Annotated in this window: 13 protein-coding genes and 1 tRNA gene; 8 read left to right on the top strand and 6 right to left on the bottom strand. The window is 67.5% G+C overall.

The window, feature by feature from the left end:
- Positions 1-124: 124 nt before the first annotated feature.
- Together FB464_RS05495 and FB464_RS05490 are read right to left on the bottom strand one after the other, a co-directional pair.
- Positions 125-1,855, bottom strand: a complete 1,731-nt coding sequence (locus FB464_RS05495) for a DUF885 domain-containing protein (RefSeq protein WP_116414764.1) — start codon at positions 1,853-1,855, stop codon at positions 125-127.
- Between the two features lie 97 nt (positions 1,856-1,952).
- On the bottom strand, positions 1,953-2,282 hold the full coding sequence (locus FB464_RS05490; RefSeq protein WP_116414765.1) for a hypothetical protein: 330 nt from the start codon (positions 2,280-2,282) through the stop codon (positions 1,953-1,955).
- A 70-nt stretch (positions 2,283-2,352) separates the two neighbouring features.
- Between FB464_RS05490 and FB464_RS05485 the strand changes: the two genes are divergently transcribed.
- From FB464_RS05485 to FB464_RS05465, 7 genes are all read left to right on the top strand, one after another.
- Positions 2,353-3,084 carry a hypothetical protein gene (locus tag FB464_RS05485; RefSeq protein WP_246092944.1) on the top strand — a complete coding sequence of 244 codons (732 nt, stop codon included), beginning with the start codon at positions 2,353-2,355 and terminating at the stop codon, positions 3,082-3,084.
- A gap of 2 nt (positions 3,085-3,086) precedes the next feature.
- Entirely contained in the window at positions 3,087-4,748 is a 1,662-nt protein-coding gene (locus FB464_RS05480) for a DNA polymerase Y family protein (RefSeq protein WP_211327366.1), read from the top strand.
- Positions 4,741-4,884, top strand: coding sequence for a hypothetical protein (locus FB464_RS19720; protein WP_170151908.1), 144 nt, complete (start codon positions 4,741-4,743; stop codon positions 4,882-4,884). Before FB464_RS05480 ends, FB464_RS19720 begins: the two co-directional genes overlap by 8 nt.
- Positions 4,884-8,429 carry an error-prone DNA polymerase gene (locus FB464_RS05475; RefSeq protein ID WP_116414766.1) on the top strand — a complete coding sequence of 1,182 codons (3,546 nt, stop codon included), beginning with the start codon at positions 4,884-4,886 and terminating at the stop codon, positions 8,427-8,429. The genes FB464_RS19720 and FB464_RS05475 overlap by 1 nt, the downstream gene beginning before the upstream one ends.
- A gap of 99 nt (positions 8,430-8,528) precedes the next feature.
- Complete coding sequence (locus tag FB464_RS19715; RefSeq protein WP_116414767.1) at positions 8,529-8,879, top strand: SHOCT domain-containing protein; 351 nt, start codon at positions 8,529-8,531, stop codon at positions 8,877-8,879.
- 4 nt (positions 8,880-8,883) lie between these two features.
- The gene (locus FB464_RS05470) at positions 8,884-9,438 is read left to right on the top strand and encodes an SHOCT domain-containing protein (RefSeq protein WP_116414768.1); all 555 of its coding nucleotides are present in this window, start codon (positions 8,884-8,886) and stop codon (positions 9,436-9,438) included.
- A complete protein-coding gene (locus FB464_RS05465) occupies positions 9,435-9,764 on the top strand; it encodes an SHOCT domain-containing protein (protein ID WP_116414769.1) in 330 nt (109 codons plus the stop codon). Before FB464_RS05470 ends, FB464_RS05465 begins: the two co-directional genes overlap by 4 nt.
- Here FB464_RS05465 and polA read toward each other — a convergent pair.
- From polA to FB464_RS05450, 3 genes are all read right to left on the bottom strand, one after another.
- Positions 9,761-12,484 carry a DNA polymerase I gene (polA, locus tag FB464_RS05460; protein WP_116414770.1) on the bottom strand — a complete coding sequence of 908 codons (2,724 nt, stop codon included), beginning with the start codon at positions 12,482-12,484 and terminating at the stop codon, positions 9,761-9,763. The genes FB464_RS05465 and polA overlap by 4 nt on opposite strands.
- A 78-nt stretch (positions 12,485-12,562) precedes the next feature.
- Positions 12,563-12,907, bottom strand: coding sequence for a PaaI family thioesterase (locus FB464_RS05455; RefSeq protein WP_116416571.1), 345 nt, complete (start codon positions 12,905-12,907; stop codon positions 12,563-12,565).
- A 71-nt stretch (positions 12,908-12,978) separates the two neighbouring features.
- Entirely contained in the window at positions 12,979-13,584 is a 606-nt protein-coding gene (locus FB464_RS05450) for an ANTAR domain-containing response regulator (RefSeq protein WP_142206616.1), read from the bottom strand.
- A 39-nt stretch (positions 13,585-13,623) separates the two neighbouring features.
- On the opposite strand from FB464_RS05450, the gene FB464_RS05445 reads away from it, so the two are divergent.
- Positions 13,624-13,704, top strand: a tRNA-Leu gene (locus tag FB464_RS05445).
- Between the two features lie 79 nt (positions 13,705-13,783).
- On the opposite strand, the gene pyk is transcribed toward FB464_RS05445, so the two are convergent.
- Entirely contained in the window at positions 13,784-15,235 is a 1,452-nt protein-coding gene (gene pyk, locus FB464_RS05440) for a pyruvate kinase (protein WP_116414772.1), read from the bottom strand.
- Positions 15,236-15,280 lie beyond the last annotated feature (45 nt).

Raw genomic sequence — 15,280 nt, 5'->3', positions numbered from 1 at the left:
GCAGTGAACACGCTCGGATCCGAGTGGGTGTCTGCTGCACGGCAGATGAGTGATCGACGCAAATTGCGCCATGTAATCTTAGCCCCGCGAAAGAGGGCGGAGCAACCTGAGCCGTGCCGCCATTTCAGCGCCCCATTGCCGACACGAGCGTGTCGAGGCGAACGCCGCCGAGGTCGAGGGCGCGGCGGTGGAACTCGCGGATGTCGAACGCGGATCCCTGCCGGGCCCGATAGTCGTCGCGCAACTGCTCCCAGATGCGCTGCCCGACCTTGTAGGAGGGTGCCTGGCCGGGCCAGCCGAGGTAGCGGTTGACCTCGAAGCGGATGAATCCGTCGTTCATGTTCACGTTCTCCCGCATGAACTCGAGCGCGTACTCCGCGTCCCACACGCCGTGGCCGTCGAGGCGGGGCTTGCCGAGGTGCACGCCGATGTCGAGGACGACGCGGGCCGCGCGCATCCGCTGGCCGTCGAGCATCCCGAGCCGGTCGGCGGGCTGGTCGAGGTAGCCGAGTTCCTGCATCAACCGTTCGGCGTAGAGCGCCCAGCCTTCGGCATGGCCGGACGTTCCGGCGAGCTGCCGCCGCCAGGTGTTCAGCTTCGACCTGTTGTACACGGCCTGGCCGATCTGCAGGTGGTGGCCGGGAACACCCTCGTGGTACACGGTGGTCAGCTCCCGCCAGGTGTCGAACTCGGTGACGCCCTCGGGCACCGACCACCACATGCGGCCGGGGCGTGAGAAGTCGTCGGTCGGACCGGTGTAGTAGATCCCGCCCTCATTGGTGGGCGCGATCATGCACTCGATGGTGGCGATCTCGGCGGGGATGTCGAACTGGGTCCCCGCGAGGTCGGCGATCGCCCTGTTGCTCGTCTCCTGCATCCACTGCTGGAGGGCGGCCGTGCCGAAGAGCTTGTGCGAGGGGTCGGCGTCGAGGTGCGCGATCGCTTCGTGGATGGACGCGCCGGGGAGGATCTCGTTCGCGATCGACTCCTGCTCGCTCACCATGCGTGCAAGTTCGGCGACACCCCATTCGTAGGTCTCGTCGAGGTCGACGGTGGCACCGAGGAACTTGCGCGATTCGAGAGCGTAGATCTCGCGGCCCACGGCGTCGGTGTCGGATGCCGCGGGCACGAGTTCTGCGCTCAGGAACTCCCCCAGCCGACCGTAGGCGGCGGAGGCGACACCGGCGCCGTGCCGGAGCTGCCGGGCGAGCGAGTCGGGGAGGGCATCCGGAGCCTGCGGGCGGCCGAGCTCAGGGACGGCCAGGTCGGGATTCGACGCCGAACGCGCCAGGTCGAAGAAGAATCCGCTCTCCCCCACATTCTTGTTCACCTGCAACAGCACTTCGCGCACCTGCCGGCGGGCCGGCACGACGCCTTCGCGGATGCCCTGCCGCAGGGTCTCGATGTAGCCGTCGATCGCTGCTCCCACGCCGGACATCCGGTGGCTGACGACCTCCCAGTCGTCGACGGTTTCGGTGGGCATGAGGTCGTAGACCTCGCGGATCTGCTGCGACGGTGATTCGATCACGTTGAGGTCGCGCAGCTGCAGCTTCGCCGCCGAGCTCTCGAGCGTGAGACGCAGTTCGCTGCCGAGGTCGGTGAGGGTCACCTCGTCGACGTCGTCGGCCGGCCGTGCGGCTTCGAGCTCGGCGAGCGTTCGGCGAACCTCGGCGATGTAGCGCTCATGACCCTCCGGCGAGTAGTCGCCATAACGGTCGTTGGCCTCGTTCCGGCCGATGTATGTGCCGACGGCCGGTTCGAGCTGTACCAGTGTGTCGACCCAGCGTTCGGCGATGGCGTCGATGGCGGTGGGGGTGCGGGGTTCGGATGCTGCGGCTGGGGTGCTGTCGGTCATCTCTTCAGACTATGCCTCGCACCAGAGGGCACACTGACGGGGCCCGCATCTGTGGAGAACACGTCAGCCGATGCGTCTGTGGAGGAGAGGAACTCGTTCAGTGCGGGTGCGACGCGGGCTTTGGATGCCCGGGGATCGAGTCGCCGCTGAGGTTCAGCTCTGCGGGGTCGACCTCGATGTCCCCGTCGTCGTCGGGGCCGCCGGTGCCCGGCAGCACGTTGATGTCAGCGAGATCGGTGTCGCCGTCGACCCCGTCGCTGTCGGCGATGGGCTCGTTCTGCAGTACTTCGGTGTCTTCTTCGCTCTGCGCGGTGCTCACCCGGTCGAGAGCTGCTTGGTCGCGCTCGGAGATCCCATGGTCGGAGTGGTGCTTCGCGGCATCCTTCTCGGCGTGGCGGGTTCTGCGGTCTTCGTTCTCGAATGTCATCTCCTGACACTACAGTTCTGAGCAGGGTCCCGGGGTTGACTTATTCGAACATATGTTCGAATATTGGGGCATGCCAGACCCTGCTGTTCTTCTCGCCGAAGCCGCCCCCGCGGCTCCCTCGGTGCGCGAACTGCAGGAGCGCATCCGCCAGATGCAGGCCACGAAACTCGAGACCCGCAACCTGCAGACGACTCCAGCGCTGGCGTCCCTGCTCCCCGGTGGGGCGCTGAAGGCCGGAGCCGCGTACTCGGTCGAGGGGTCGCACTCCCTCGCCATGGCGATGATGGCGGGGCCGTCTGCGGCCGGCGCCTGGTGCGGTGTCGTCGGGCTGCCCGACTTCGGGGCCGAGGCCGCCAGTCGCTCCGGTATCGACCTCGACAGGCTGGTCTTCGTGCCGCATCCCGGTGAGCAGTGGCTGGCCGTGGTGTCGGCTGTGATCGACGTGGTCACGGTGGTCGTCACCGTCGCTCCCCCGCGACTCGGTGATGCGCTGGCGGCCCGGCTGGCGGCACGCATCAGGCAGCGTGAGGCCACGATGATCGTGCTGGGCGACTGGCCACAGAGCGAGGCCACCCTGCGCATCACCGAGAGCAGCTGGCAGGGCATCGGCCAGGGCTTCGGTCACCTCGCGAGCCGCCAGGTGACGGTGAGCGCGCGGGGCAAGGGGTTCATGGGCCAGAAGCGCACGGCCCGGCTGTGGCTGCCGGATGCCTCGGAGCAGGTGCGGGACGCGGGGCGGGGTGCCGACGCGGGCCGGGCGGCATGGCCGGCTTTCGCAGGCACCCGGGAACTGGCGAGCTGATCATGACGATGGCTGTGCGCACCATCGTGGTGTGGTGTCCCGACTGGCCGGTGCGCGCCCTGGCCCAGTCGGAGGAGCTCTCGCTCGACGAACCGATCGCGCTGATCGACCACGGTCTCGTGTTCGCGTGCTCGCCGCGGGCCCGGGCCGACGGTGTGCGGCGCGGCCAACGGGTACGCGAGGCGCAGGCTGCCTGCGTCGATCTGATGACGTTCGACTACGACCCCGCCCTCGACCACCGCAGCTTCGAGCTGGTGGTAGCCGCCGTCGAGGAGCTGATGCCGGGGGTGCAGGTGCTCCGGCCCGGCATGTGTGCGCTGGTGGCCAAGGGCCCGAGCCGGTACTACGGCGGCGAGAGGGGTGCTGCCGGGGTTCTGCTCACCACTTTGGTGGGGCTGGGAGCCGAAGACGCCCGCATCACCATCGCCGACGGCAGGTTCGCTGCCGAGCAGCTTGCCCGCATGCCCGGTGAGCAGGCCATCCGTATCGTCGAACCCGGCGGCTCGCCCGAGTTCCTGGCCGAGCATCCGATCGAGGCCATCGGCGACCTGCAGCTGGCGACCCTGCTGCGGCGCCTGGGGCTCACGACACTGGGTGCCTTCGCGGCCCTCGACTTCCGCGATGTGCGGGCCCGGTTCGGCGAGGCCGGGGTGCACGCGCACACCATGGCGAGTGGCAGGGATTCCCGGCGGGTCGTGCCCCGGCTCCCCCCTCAGCTGCGCGACATCGAGGTCGCGTTCGAGCCACCCCTCGACCGGGTCGACCAGATCACCTTCGCGGTGCGCACGGCCGCCGAGCGGTTCGTCGACGAACTCACCCGTGCGCTGCTGGTCTGCACGAGCATCCGGGTCGAGCTGCACACCGACAACGGAGTGGTACACGACCGCGGGTGGGGGCATCCGCGCTGGTTCAGCGCCAACGATGTGCTCGACCGTATCCGCTGGCAGGTGCAGGGGCGAACGGGTGCGGGCGCAGGGGCGCTCACCTCGGCGATCACGAAGGTGCGCGTGCTGCCGGAGGGCCTCGACTCGATCGGCAACTACGAGACGGGGCTGTGGGGCAGTGCGCCCGACGACCGCATCCACCACGGACTGTCCCGGGTGCAGAGCCTGCTGGGGCACGGTGCCGTGACGACGGCGGTCATCGCTGGGGGGCGTGGTGTCTCCGAGCGTCAGGTCATGGTGCCGTGGGGCGACCCGCGTGCGGGTGGTGACGACTCCAAGCCGTGGCCGGGCAGCATTCCGCTGCCGGCTCCGTCGACGGTGTTCGAGAAGCCCCGGCGCGTGACGGTGCTGGCGCACGACGGCGGGCCGGTCGAGGTGAGCGAGCGCGGGGCGCTGGTCGGCGTGCCGGCGCTGTTCGCGGTGCTCGACACGCCGCCGCCGGGCGGGGGCGCGGGCGCGAGTGTCGGCGGTGGCGGTAGTGGTGGAGCCGGCGGCGGAGGCGGCGGAGGTAGAGCCGGCGGCGGCGGTGCCGGGTTGTCCACTGTGCCCCGACCGCAGCCACTCAGCGCGTGGACCGGTCCGTGGCCCGTTCACGAACGATGGTGGGACCAGGCGGTCGCCCGGTCTTTCCACCGCTTCCAAGTGGTCGACTCCGAGGGAACGGCCTGGCTGCTGGCCCTGCACGACCATGGCTGGTGGGCGGAGGCGCGCTATGACTGAGCAGACTGCGACGACCGCCGGCGGCGCGGCGCGCGCGGCGCGCGCGGCGTGCGCGGGGCTTGCGGGGCTTGCGGGGCTTGCGGGGCTTGCTCCCACCTGCACCGCGCCCGTCGCCCCTGCGGGAGGTGGTCGCTGATGGGATTCAACAACCCTCCGATTCCGTGGTCGGAACTCGAGCGGCGGCTCTCCGACGTTCGGCGACCCGGGGCGGATGAGAGCAAGGACGGTGGCGACGGGCCAGCGTTCTCGCGCAAGCGCATGCCGTATGTTCCGCCGACTCTTCCGCCGAAACCCGAGCTCGAACTCGACGACGGTCCCTTCGTGGGCTATGCCGAGCTGCATGCCCATTCGAACTTCAGCTTCCTCGACGGCGCGTCGTCCCCCGAAGAACTTCTCGAAGAAGCCGCCAGGCTCCGGATGCACGGGCTGGCCCTCACCGACCACGACGGCTTCTACGGGGTGGTGCACCTGGCGGAGGCTGCCGAGGCCTACCCGAGTGTCGCGACGGTCTTCGGTGCGGAACTCTCTCTCGGGCTGAGCAAGCCGCAGAACGGCATGGCCGATCCCGAGGGGACCCACCTCGTGATCCTTGCGCGCAAGCAGGAGGGGTACCACCGGCTCTCCGGCGCGATCACGACGGGGCAGCTCGCCGTCGACGCCGAGAAGGGAAGGCCGCTCTACGACCTCGAGCAGCTGGCCGACCAGGCACGCGGGGGCAGCGGAGCCGACGGCAGCGAGGCGAGGGGTGGGCCGGGTGGTTCGGGCGACTCCGCATGGATGGTGCTGACCGGCTGCCGCAAGGGAGCGGTGCGGCAGGCGCTCGCCTCCGACGGGCTGCCCGGGGCCTCCCGTGAGCTCGACAGGCTCGTTGCGTTGTTCGGCCGCGACAACGTGCTGGTCGAACTCTTCGACCACGGCAACCCGCTCGACAGCGACGCGAACGACGCCCTGTTCGAACTGGCGCAGAAGCATCGCGTCGACACGGTCGCGACCGGCAACGTGCACTACGCCACGCCGAAACAGTTCCCGCTCGGGCAGGCGCTGGCTGCCGTCCGGGCACGCCGGAGCCTCGACGACCTCGAAGGCTGGCTGCCGGCATCCGCGGGCTCGCACCTGCGCTCGGGTGCCGAGATGGCCGCACGTTTCGCGCGGTACCCGGGTGCTGTCGAACGCACGGTCGAGGTTGCCGACGACCTCTCGTTCCAGCTCCGCACGGCGAAACCGAAACTGCCCCGGCAGGAGGTTCCAGAAGGCCACACGCCCATGAGCTGGCTGCGCCAGCTGGTCGACGAAGCGATGCCCACGCACTACCCCCATGCGACCGATGACGACCGGAAGCGCATCCAGAGCGAACTCGCGGTCATCGAACAGAAGGACTTCCCGGGCTACTTCCTGATCGTGCGCGACATCGTGCACGAGGCGCGGCGGCTCGGCATCCTCTGCCAGGGGCGCGGGTCGGCGGCGAACTCGGCGGTCTGCTTCATCCTCGACATCACGGCGGTCGACTCGATCTTCTACAAGCTGCCGTTCGAACGGTTCCTGTCGAGCATGCGCGATGAAGAACCGGACATCGATGTGGATTTCGACTCCGACAGACGGGAGGAGGTCATCCAGTACGTGTATCGCAAGTACGGTCGCCGAAACGCCGCCCAGGTCGCGAACGTGATCACCTACCGGCCCAAGTTCGCGGTGCGCGACATGGCCAAGGCGCTCGGGCACAGCCCCGGCCAGCAGGACGCCTGGTCGAAACAGATCGAGCGGTGGGGGTCGACGGTGGCGAGCGAAGACCACGACATTCCGGCCGACGTGATCGACCTGGCGGAGCAGGTGCTGAAGTTCCCGCGGCACATGGGCATCCATTCGGGAGGGATGGTGCTCACTGACCGTCCCGTCGGTGAGGTCTGCCCGATCGAGAACGGACGAATGGATGGTCGAACCGTTCTGCAGTGGGACAAGGACGACTGTGCGTGGATGGGCCTCGTCAAGTTCGACCTGCTCGGGCTCGGCATGCTGTCGGCGTTGCAGCACTCGCTCGATCTCGCCCGCGAGCACCTGGGCGAGGAGTGGAGTCTGAAGAGCATCCCCAAGGAGGAGCAGGGGGTGTACGACATGCTCTGCCGCGCCGACTCGATCGGGGTGTTCCAGGTCGAGAGCCGGGCGCAGATGGGCACACTCCCCCGGCTGCAGCCGCGCCAGTTCTACGACCTGGTGGTGGAGATCGCGCTCATCCGGCCCGGGCCGATCCAGGGCGGTGCCGTACATCCGTACATCCGGCGCAAGCTCAAGCAGGAACCCGTGACATACCTGCACCCGCTGCTCGAAGAACCTCTCGAACGCACGCTCGGGGTTCCGCTCTTCCAGGAGCAGCTTATGCAGGTGGCGCAGGCGGTCGGCAACTGCTCACCCGAAGACGCCGACCTGCTCCGGCGGGCGATGGGGTCCAAGCGCGGCATCGAGAAGATCTCGTCGCTGAAGTCGAAACTGTTCGAGGGGATGGCGTCGAACGGCATCGCTCCCGATGTCGCCGAGCAGATCTACCAGAAGATCGAGGCCTTCGCGAGTTTCGGGTTCGCCGAGAGCCACTCGAACAGCTTCGCGTTGCTCGTGTACGCCAGTTCGTGGTTCAAGCTGCACTACCCGGCGGCGTTCCTCGCGTCGCTGTTGCGCGCCCAGCCGATGGGCTTCTACTCGCCGCAGACGCTGGTGGCGGATGCCCGGCGGCACGGTGTCGTGGTGCACCGCCCCGACATCCAGCGCTCGGGGGTGATGGCGGGGCTCGAGCCGAGCGCGGCGCGTGCGGGTGCCGCGGGAGGTGGCGCGGCCGGGCGCGACGCGGGCCGTGGCACCGAGGTCGGCGGTGGGCTGACCGCCGCGACCGGGATGGACGCGTGCCTGCACACCGCCGACCACCTGCCGAGCGAGGTGTTCGACCGGTCGGTTCCGGCCGACTACCGGCAGCACCGTCGCGACGGCAATCTCGACGTGCGGCTGGGGCTCGCCGAGATCACCTCGATCGGTGCGAAGCTCGCCGAACGCATCGTCACGGAACGGGGCCGCGGCGGCGCGTACCGCGACATGGCCGATGTGGCCCGGCGCAACGACCTCAACACCGCCGAGATGGAGGCCCTGGCCTCGGCCGGAGCCTTCACGAGCCTCCATCTGACCCGGCGGGAGGCACTGTGGGAGGCCGGCAACGCCGCCCAGGACCGCCCCGAGTTCCTGCAGGGCACCCACGTGAGTGTGCAACCGCCGCTGCTGCCGATGCTGAGCCCCACCGAGCAGGTGGTCTACGACCTGTGGAGCACCGGTATCTCCCCGGATGACCATCCGGTCGCGCACTCCCGGGACTGGTTGGATGACCGGGGTGCCCTCTCGATCGAGAAGCTGCAGACGTGCGAGAACGGGCGCCGCATCGAGGTCGGCGGGGTGGTGACGCACCGGCAGCGTCCGGCGACCGCCAGCGGCATCACCTTCGTGAACCTCGAAGACGAGACGGGCATCCTGAACGTGATCTGCAGCGTGGGGGTGTGGAGCCGCTACCGCCGTGTCGCCCGGGAGGCGCCGGCGATGGTGGTCCGGGGCATCCTCGAGCGCACCGACGACGGCATCATCAACCTTGTCGCCGACCGCATCGAGCTGCTGCCGCTCGGCGCGCCGACCCGTTCCTGCGACTTCCGCTGACCCCCTTCGCTTGCTGAGAATGTGCAGAGACTCCCGACGCTGATCACCAGATGAGATAATCTCGACAACATCAGCAGCGGGCAAGTCAAGGAGCCACAGATGCATCACTACGGCAACGGAACCGGATACGGATTCGACGACCTCGGTGATGTCGCCGTCATAGCCATCCCCTTTGTCGTGGCAGCAGTCGTGACGCCACTCGTCCTGCGTTGGCGCACACGAAGACTGTTCAAGGTGGCGCCCCCGAACCGACCGGGAGCCGCTCCAAGCGGTACACCGTTCCCACCTTCCGGCCTGGGACAGTCCGGATCGGTGATCGTCCTCCCTGCCCAGGGCACGGCTCCCGACCTGATCGCTGAGCTCGAGAGACTCGGAGCTCTGAGAGACAGCGAAACGATTTCTCCGGCGGAATTCCAGGAACGCAAACGCCAGCTCTTCGATCACGGATGACGTCGTGGACCTCTCCGACGTATGGAACGCCTTCAACGCGGACCCCGTAGTCCACACACTGGTCACCACCGTGCTCTTCGTCGGTCTGGGTGTCGGACTTCCCCTCGCACTGATGGGTGGATGGCGTCGACCGAAGAATGGTGTCCGTGGAACGGGCCAGGTGATCTCGGTCTCAGGGCGCACCGGCAACTCCAGCTACAGCATCTGCTACATGAACCTGGTCGTACAGGCACCCGGACTCCCGCCCACCGCGGTCAAATATCGCCGGCTCGTCAGCAGTGCGTTGTGGCCGATGCCCGGTGCTGAGCTTCCGATTGTGATCGACGTGAAGAATCCGAAGCGTTTCGCCGTGCTCTGGAACGAGGTTCCCACCAGCGCGTCCACTGCCGAGAATCTGGCCCAGTTCGTGGCCGAGCAGATGAACAGAAGGAACACTGCCTTTCCTCCTGCCGATCTCGCATCGCAGCTGGAGCGTCTCGCAGCCCTGCGGGCGAACGGAGTGCTGAACGAAGACGAGTACGTGGCTGAGCGTGCGCGGATCGTCGGGCAGAGCCGGTGAGTCACTACGGTAGCGGGCCCATCAGTTTCGAGCTGTTCCTCGAAGTTCTACTCATCGTCGGTCCGGTGATCCTGATCACGACAGGTCTGCCTCTCTACCTCCGCTGGAGAACACGCCGAAACGCCCGAAACCGCACAGTCTTTCCGGGGAACGCATTCGGCGCGAACGTCAAGGCCGTGCCGCTTGCACGTTCCTCCCCGGCGATGACGCCGCCGAACGAATCCACCGTCGAACGCCTGGAGAGGCTGTCTTCGCTGAGGGAGCAGAACCTTCTCAGCGAAGAGGAATTCATCGAGGCAAAGAGACGGATACTCTCCGGCCTCTAGTGGGCGGCCTCGTTCCAGTTCTGGCCGCGGCCCAGCTGCACGTCGAGCGGTACCTTGAGGGTGGCCGCGGTCGACATCCGTTCCGTGACGACGGCCGCCAGGGAATCCCACTCCCCCGGGTAGACATCGAAGACCAGTTCGTCGTGCACCTGCAGCAGCATGCGTGACTGCAGCCCCTGCGCGGCGAGGTCGGCGGCGATGTTCACCATCGCGATCTTCAGGATGTCGGCCGCCGTGCCCTGGATCGGCGCGTTCAGCGCAGCCCGTTCCGCATTGTCGCGCAGCACCCGGTTGCCGCTGTTGAGGTCGGGGAACATGCGCCGGCGGCCGAAGATGGTCTCGGTGTAACCGTCTTCTCGCGCCTGCACGACCACGTTCCGGAGGTAGTCGCGCACGGCACCGAACCGTTCGAAGTAGTCGCTCATCAGTTGCTTCGCCTCGGCCGTGGGGATTCGGAGCTGCTTCGAGAGCCCGAAAGCAGAGAGCCCGTAGGCGAGCCCGTACGACATCGCCTTCACCTTCGACCGCATTGCGGGAGTGACATCGGCGGGCTCGACGCCGAAGATGCGCGCGCCCACGAAACGGTGCAGGTCTTCGCCCGACTGGAAGGCCGCGATGAGCCCGGCGTCTTCGGAGAGGTGCGCCATGATGCGCATCTCGATCTGCGAGTAGTCCGTGGTGAGGAGGGTTTCGTACGACTCGCCGACCATGAAGGCCTTGCGGATGCGTCGACCTTCCTCGGTGCGAACGGGGATGTTCTGCAGGTTGGGGTCGGTCGACGAGATGCGACCCGTCGACGAACCGGTCTGCACATACGTGGTGTGGATGCGGCGGTCGGGGGCTATCGACTTGTCGAGGGTCTCGACGATCTGGTTGAGCTTCGTGGCGTCACGGTGAGACAGGAGGAGGTCGAGGAACGGATGCGGCGAGCTCGCCTGCAGGTCGGCCAGGGAGACCGCGTCGGTGGAATAGCCGGTCTTGGTTGCGCGTGTCTTCGGCATGCCGAGCTGGTCGAAGAGCACCTCCTGGATCTGCTTCGGCGAGCCGAGGTTGATCTCCCGCTCGATGATCGCGAAAGCCTGGGTGGCGAGGTCGGTCGACCGCGCGGTGAGTTCGGCCGACAGCTCGGCGAGTTGCGGGTGGCTCACGGCGATGCCGTCGAGCTCCATTCGGGCGAGCACCGCGAGAACGGGCATTTCGATGGTCTCGAGCACCGAGCGCGAGCCGGCGTCGAGCCTCCCGTCCAGGACGCGGGCGACCCGCCCGATGAACCAGGCCTGTACGGCCGGGCCGATGACCGAATCGTCGTCGGGTACCAGCTGGTTGGGGTCGGGGGACGGCAGGGTCTCGCCGAGCATCCGGTCGACCAGGTCGGCCAGCGAAGGCGGCGTACCGTCGGATTTCAGCAGCCAGGCCGCGATGGAGGTGTCGAAGGTCACACCGGAGACGGTCAGCCCCGCGGTGAGCAGGGCCTTGAGCTGGTGTTTCGCTCCGTGCAGGATCTTCGGGGCATCCGACGCCAGCCAGTTCTCGAACGGCAGGTAGTCGCGGCTGTCGGGGATCCACGGCAGGAATATCGCCGAATCGGAGGCGGCCAGGCCGAACCCGATCGGTCGGCCGTCGAGCAACTCCGTCGAGAGGGCGAGCCCGAACGGCTCGGCGGCGGTGACCCGTGCCAGCCAGGCGGCGAGTTCCTCGTCGAGCAGGGTGCTCGGCACCGGCGCCACGACGGCCTTGGGGTCGACCCCGCCCTCACCCGATCCGGAGCCGCCGGAGCCGCCGGATGAACCGGAACCACCCGCACCGCCGTTGCCGCCCGATGCGGCGTCGAGCCCGTCGAGCTTGAAGACCCGCTCCAGCAGAGTGCGGAACTCGAGCCGCTCGAAAAGGTCACGAACGCCCTGCTCGTCGACCGGCCGGCGGGTGAAGTCGGCCGGACCGTTCTCGAGCTCGACATCGGTGAGAAGCCGGTTGAGGCGGCGGTTGCGCACCGCGTTCTCCTGGAACTCGCGGAGGCTCTCCCCCACCTTGCCGCCGATCTCGTCGGAGCGCCGGAGGATCTCCTCCAGGCTGCCGAACTGGTTCAGCCATTTCACCGCGGTCTTCTCGCCGACCTTCGGGATGCCCGGGAGATTGTCGCTCGTCTCCCCCACAAGCGCTGCGATCTCGGGGTACTGGTGCGGTTCGATGCCGTAGCGCTCGAAGACCTTGTCGCGGTCGTACCGCGTGAGGTCGGTGACGCCCTGCCGTGACGGGTAGAGCAGCGTGACGTTGTCGTTGACGAGCTGGATGGTGTCGCGGTCGCCCGACACCACAAGCACCCGGAAACCCTGCTCGGCGCCCTGCACCGACAGGGTCGCGAGGATGTCGTCAGCCTCGTAGTTCTCTTTCTCGAGGGTGATGATGTTCATGGCGTGCAGGGCGTCTTTGAGCAGCGGGACCTGGCCCATGAACTCGGGCGGAGTCTCGCCGCGGGTGCCCTTGTATTCGGGATATTCGTTGGTTCTGAACGAGTGCCGCGAGATGTCGAACGCAACGGCCAGGTGGCTGGGCTTCTCGTTCTTCAGCAGGTTGAGCAGCATCGACAGGAAGCCGTGGATGGCGTTCGTGTGCTGCCCGTCGCGGGTCTGGAAACTGTCGACCGGCAGCGCGTAGAACGCCCGGAAGGCCAGCGAGTGGCCGTCGATGAGAAGGAGGGTGGGCTGTTCGTTGTCGGACACACCGCAAGCCTACTCAATGCCACCGACACCGGCCGGGCTGCCCCGAAGCGCTCTCGGGCGGAACGACGGGTGCCCGTTCTACGCGTCGCGGAGGAGATTGGTGATGCGAACCGTCGACAGGCGCTGGCCGGCCTCGTCGGTGATGGCGATCTCGTGCACGGTCAGCGTGCGCCCCAGTTTGATGGCCGTGCACACCCCGGTCACGGTTCCCGATCTCACCGAACCGGTGTGGCTCGCATTGACCTCGATGCCCATCGCGATGCGGCCGGGACCGGCGAAAACCGCTGCCGCCGACGATCCGAGGCTCTCCGCCAGAACAACGTAGGCCCCGCCGTGCACCACTCCGTAGGGTTGAGTGTTGCCCTCGACGGGCATGGTCGCCACGGCTCGTTCAGCGGTGATCTCGACGAACTCGATGCCCATGCGGGCCGCAAGATCGCCCACTCCGAGCGGGAACACCTTGCTCACATCAGCTGCGTCTGACACGCGAAGTTCTACTTCTTGACGCTCAGCTGCTCGATGATCGCCTGGGCGACGTCGTGCATCGTCAGCCGACGGTCCATCGAGGCCTTCTGGATCCAGCGGAAGGCCTCGGGCTCGGTGAGACCCATCTTCTCGTTGAGGAGTCCCTTGGCGCGGTCGACCAGCTTGCGCGTCTCGAACCGCTCGACGAGGTCGGCGACCTCGGCCTCGAGGGTGATGATCTGGGCGTAGCGCGAGAGGGCGATCTCGATCGCGGGCAGCAGGTCGTTCGGCGTGAACGGTTTGACGACGTAGGCGAGGGCACCGGCTTCGGTGGCCCGTTCGACGAGCTCCTTCTGGCTGAAGGCGGTCAGCAGCACGACCGGGGCGATGTGGCCCTTGCTGAGCCGCTCGGCCGCGGAGATGCCGTCGAGGAGGGGCATCTTGACATCCATGATGACCAGGTCGGGCCGGAGCTCCGTGGCCAGGGCGACAGCGGTCTCGCCGTCGCCGGCCTCGCCGACCACCTCGAATCCGGCGTCGCGGAGGATCTCGACGATGTCGAGCCGGATCAGGGATTCGTCTTCAGCGACGACCACACGTCGGGGTGCGGTGGTGGAGGCAGGTTGGTCGGTCACAAAGACAACCCTACGGTATTCTGAACGGTGTTGATGCGAGCCGGTGTGGCGGAATGGTAGACGCGGCGCACTCAAAATGCGTTGTCGCAAGACGTGTGGGTTCGAGTCCCACCACCGGTACAGGGTTCTGAAAGTCTGTGCAAAATTGCGAAAGGCCCGGGAGAATCCTCCCGGGCCTTTCTGCATGCGTGACGCGAACCTAGTGGTCGAGCTCTTCAGGGTCGGGCTTCTGCGGGTTGTGACCCTCACCGACGATGTGCACGCGCATGTCGTTGGTGGTGCCGGCCTTGCCGGGAGGGGATCCGGAGATCACCACGACCTTGTCGCCGAGGGCCGCGAGGTTCTCACCGAGCAGCACGTCGTCGGCCTGGACCATCAGCTGGTCGGTGTGCTTGACCCGGTCGACGAGGTACGACTCGACGCCCCAGGAGAGGGCCATGCGGTTGCGGATGCCCGGCTCCGGGGTGAGCCCGATGATCGGGATGCTCGACCGCAGCCGCGTCATCCGCCGCACCGAGTCGCCCGACTCCGTGAAGACGACGAGGTACTTGGCACCGACGAAGTCGGCGACCTCGGAGGCTGCGAGCGTGATCGCCCCGGCCTGGGTGCGGGGCTTGGTGCCGAGGGCGGGGATCCGCTCGAGGCCGTGCACCTCGGTCGACTCGACGATGCGGGCCATTGTCTGAACCGTGATGACGGGGTACTCCCCCACGCTGGTCTCGCCGGAGAGCATGACGGCGTCGGCTCCGTCGAGCACGGCGTTCGCGACATCCGAGGTCTCGGCGCGGGTCGGGATCGGGGAGGAGATCATCGATTCGAGCATCTGCGTGGCGACGATGACGGGCTTCGCCATGCGGCGGGAGAGCTCGACGGCACGCTTCTGAACGATCGGCACCGCTTCGAGGGGCAGTTCGACGCCGAGGTCGCCGCGGGCGACCATGATGCTGTCGAAGGCGTCGATGATCTCTTCGAGGTTGTCGACGGCCTGGGGCTTCTCGATCTTGGCGCAGACCGGGATGCGGCGACCCTCTTCGGCCATGATCTCGTGCACGCGGGAGATGTCGGCGGCGTCACGCACGAACGACAGCGCGATCATGTCCGCGCCGAGTTTCAGGCCCCAGCGGAGGTCGGCCTCGTCCTTCTCGGAGAGAGCCGGAACGTTCACGGCGACACCGGGCAGGTTGATGCCCTTGTTGTTGGAGACGTTGCCCGCAACGATGACCTCGGTGGTGACGACGACGCCGTCGGTCTCGAGAACCCGCACCTTCACCTTTCCGTCGTCGATGAGGAGGAAGTCGCCGGGCGCGACATCCTGCGGCAGGCCTTTGAAGGTCGTTCCGGAGAGCTCGCGGGTGCCGAGAACGTCTTCGGTGGTGATCTTGAAGATGTCGCCCTGCTCGAGGTAGTAGGGGCCGGCTTCGAACTTGCCGAGGCGGATCTTCGGGCCCTGGAGGTCGACCAGCACTGCGACGGCACGGCCGGAGTCGGCGGCGGCCTTCCGCACGGTGGCGTAGATGCCCTCGTGCACGTCATAGGTGCCGTGGCTGAGGTTCATGCGGCAGACATCGACGCCGGCATCGATGATGGCCCTGATGTTTTCGTACGACGACGTTGCCGGCCCGAGGGTGGCGACGATTTTAGCGCGTCTCATGTGTAGGAGTTGCTCCGTGTTTCTGCGCGTTGGCGCATTGAGGGG

The sequence above is a fragment of the Subtercola boreus genome (genome assembly GCF_006716115.1).
Taxonomy (GTDB): domain Bacteria; phylum Actinomycetota; class Actinomycetes; order Actinomycetales; family Microbacteriaceae; genus Subtercola; species Subtercola boreus.
The sequence above is the reverse complement of the archived record's forward strand: the minus strand, read 5'-3'. Positions and strand labels throughout refer to the sequence as shown.

Coding starts and splice junctions, on each gene's coding strand:
- FB464_RS05495 (WP_116414764.1), bottom strand. CDS start 1,855: ATGACCGACAGCACCCCAGCCGCAGCATCCGAACCCCGCACCCCCACC.
- FB464_RS05490 (WP_116414765.1), bottom strand. CDS start 2,282: ATGACATTCGAGAACGAAGACCGCAGAACCCGCCACGCCGAGAAGGAT.
- FB464_RS05485 (WP_246092944.1), top strand. CDS start 2,353: ATGCCAGACCCTGCTGTTCTTCTCGCCGAAGCCGCCCCCGCGGCTCCC.
- FB464_RS05480 (WP_211327366.1), top strand. CDS start 3,087: ATGACGATGGCTGTGCGCACCATCGTGGTGTGGTGTCCCGACTGGCCG.
- FB464_RS19720 (WP_170151908.1), top strand. CDS start 4,741: ATGACTGAGCAGACTGCGACGACCGCCGGCGGCGCGGCGCGCGCGGCG.
- FB464_RS05475 (WP_116414766.1), top strand. CDS start 4,884: ATGGGATTCAACAACCCTCCGATTCCGTGGTCGGAACTCGAGCGGCGG.
- FB464_RS19715 (WP_116414767.1), top strand. CDS start 8,529: ATGCATCACTACGGCAACGGAACCGGATACGGATTCGACGACCTCGGT.
- FB464_RS05455 (WP_116416571.1), bottom strand. CDS start 12,907: ATGGGCATCGAGTTCGTCGAGATCACCGCTGAACGAGCCGTGGCGACC.
- pyk (WP_116414772.1), bottom strand. CDS start 15,235: ATGAGACGCGCTAAAATCGTCGCCACCCTCGGGCCGGCAACGTCGTCG.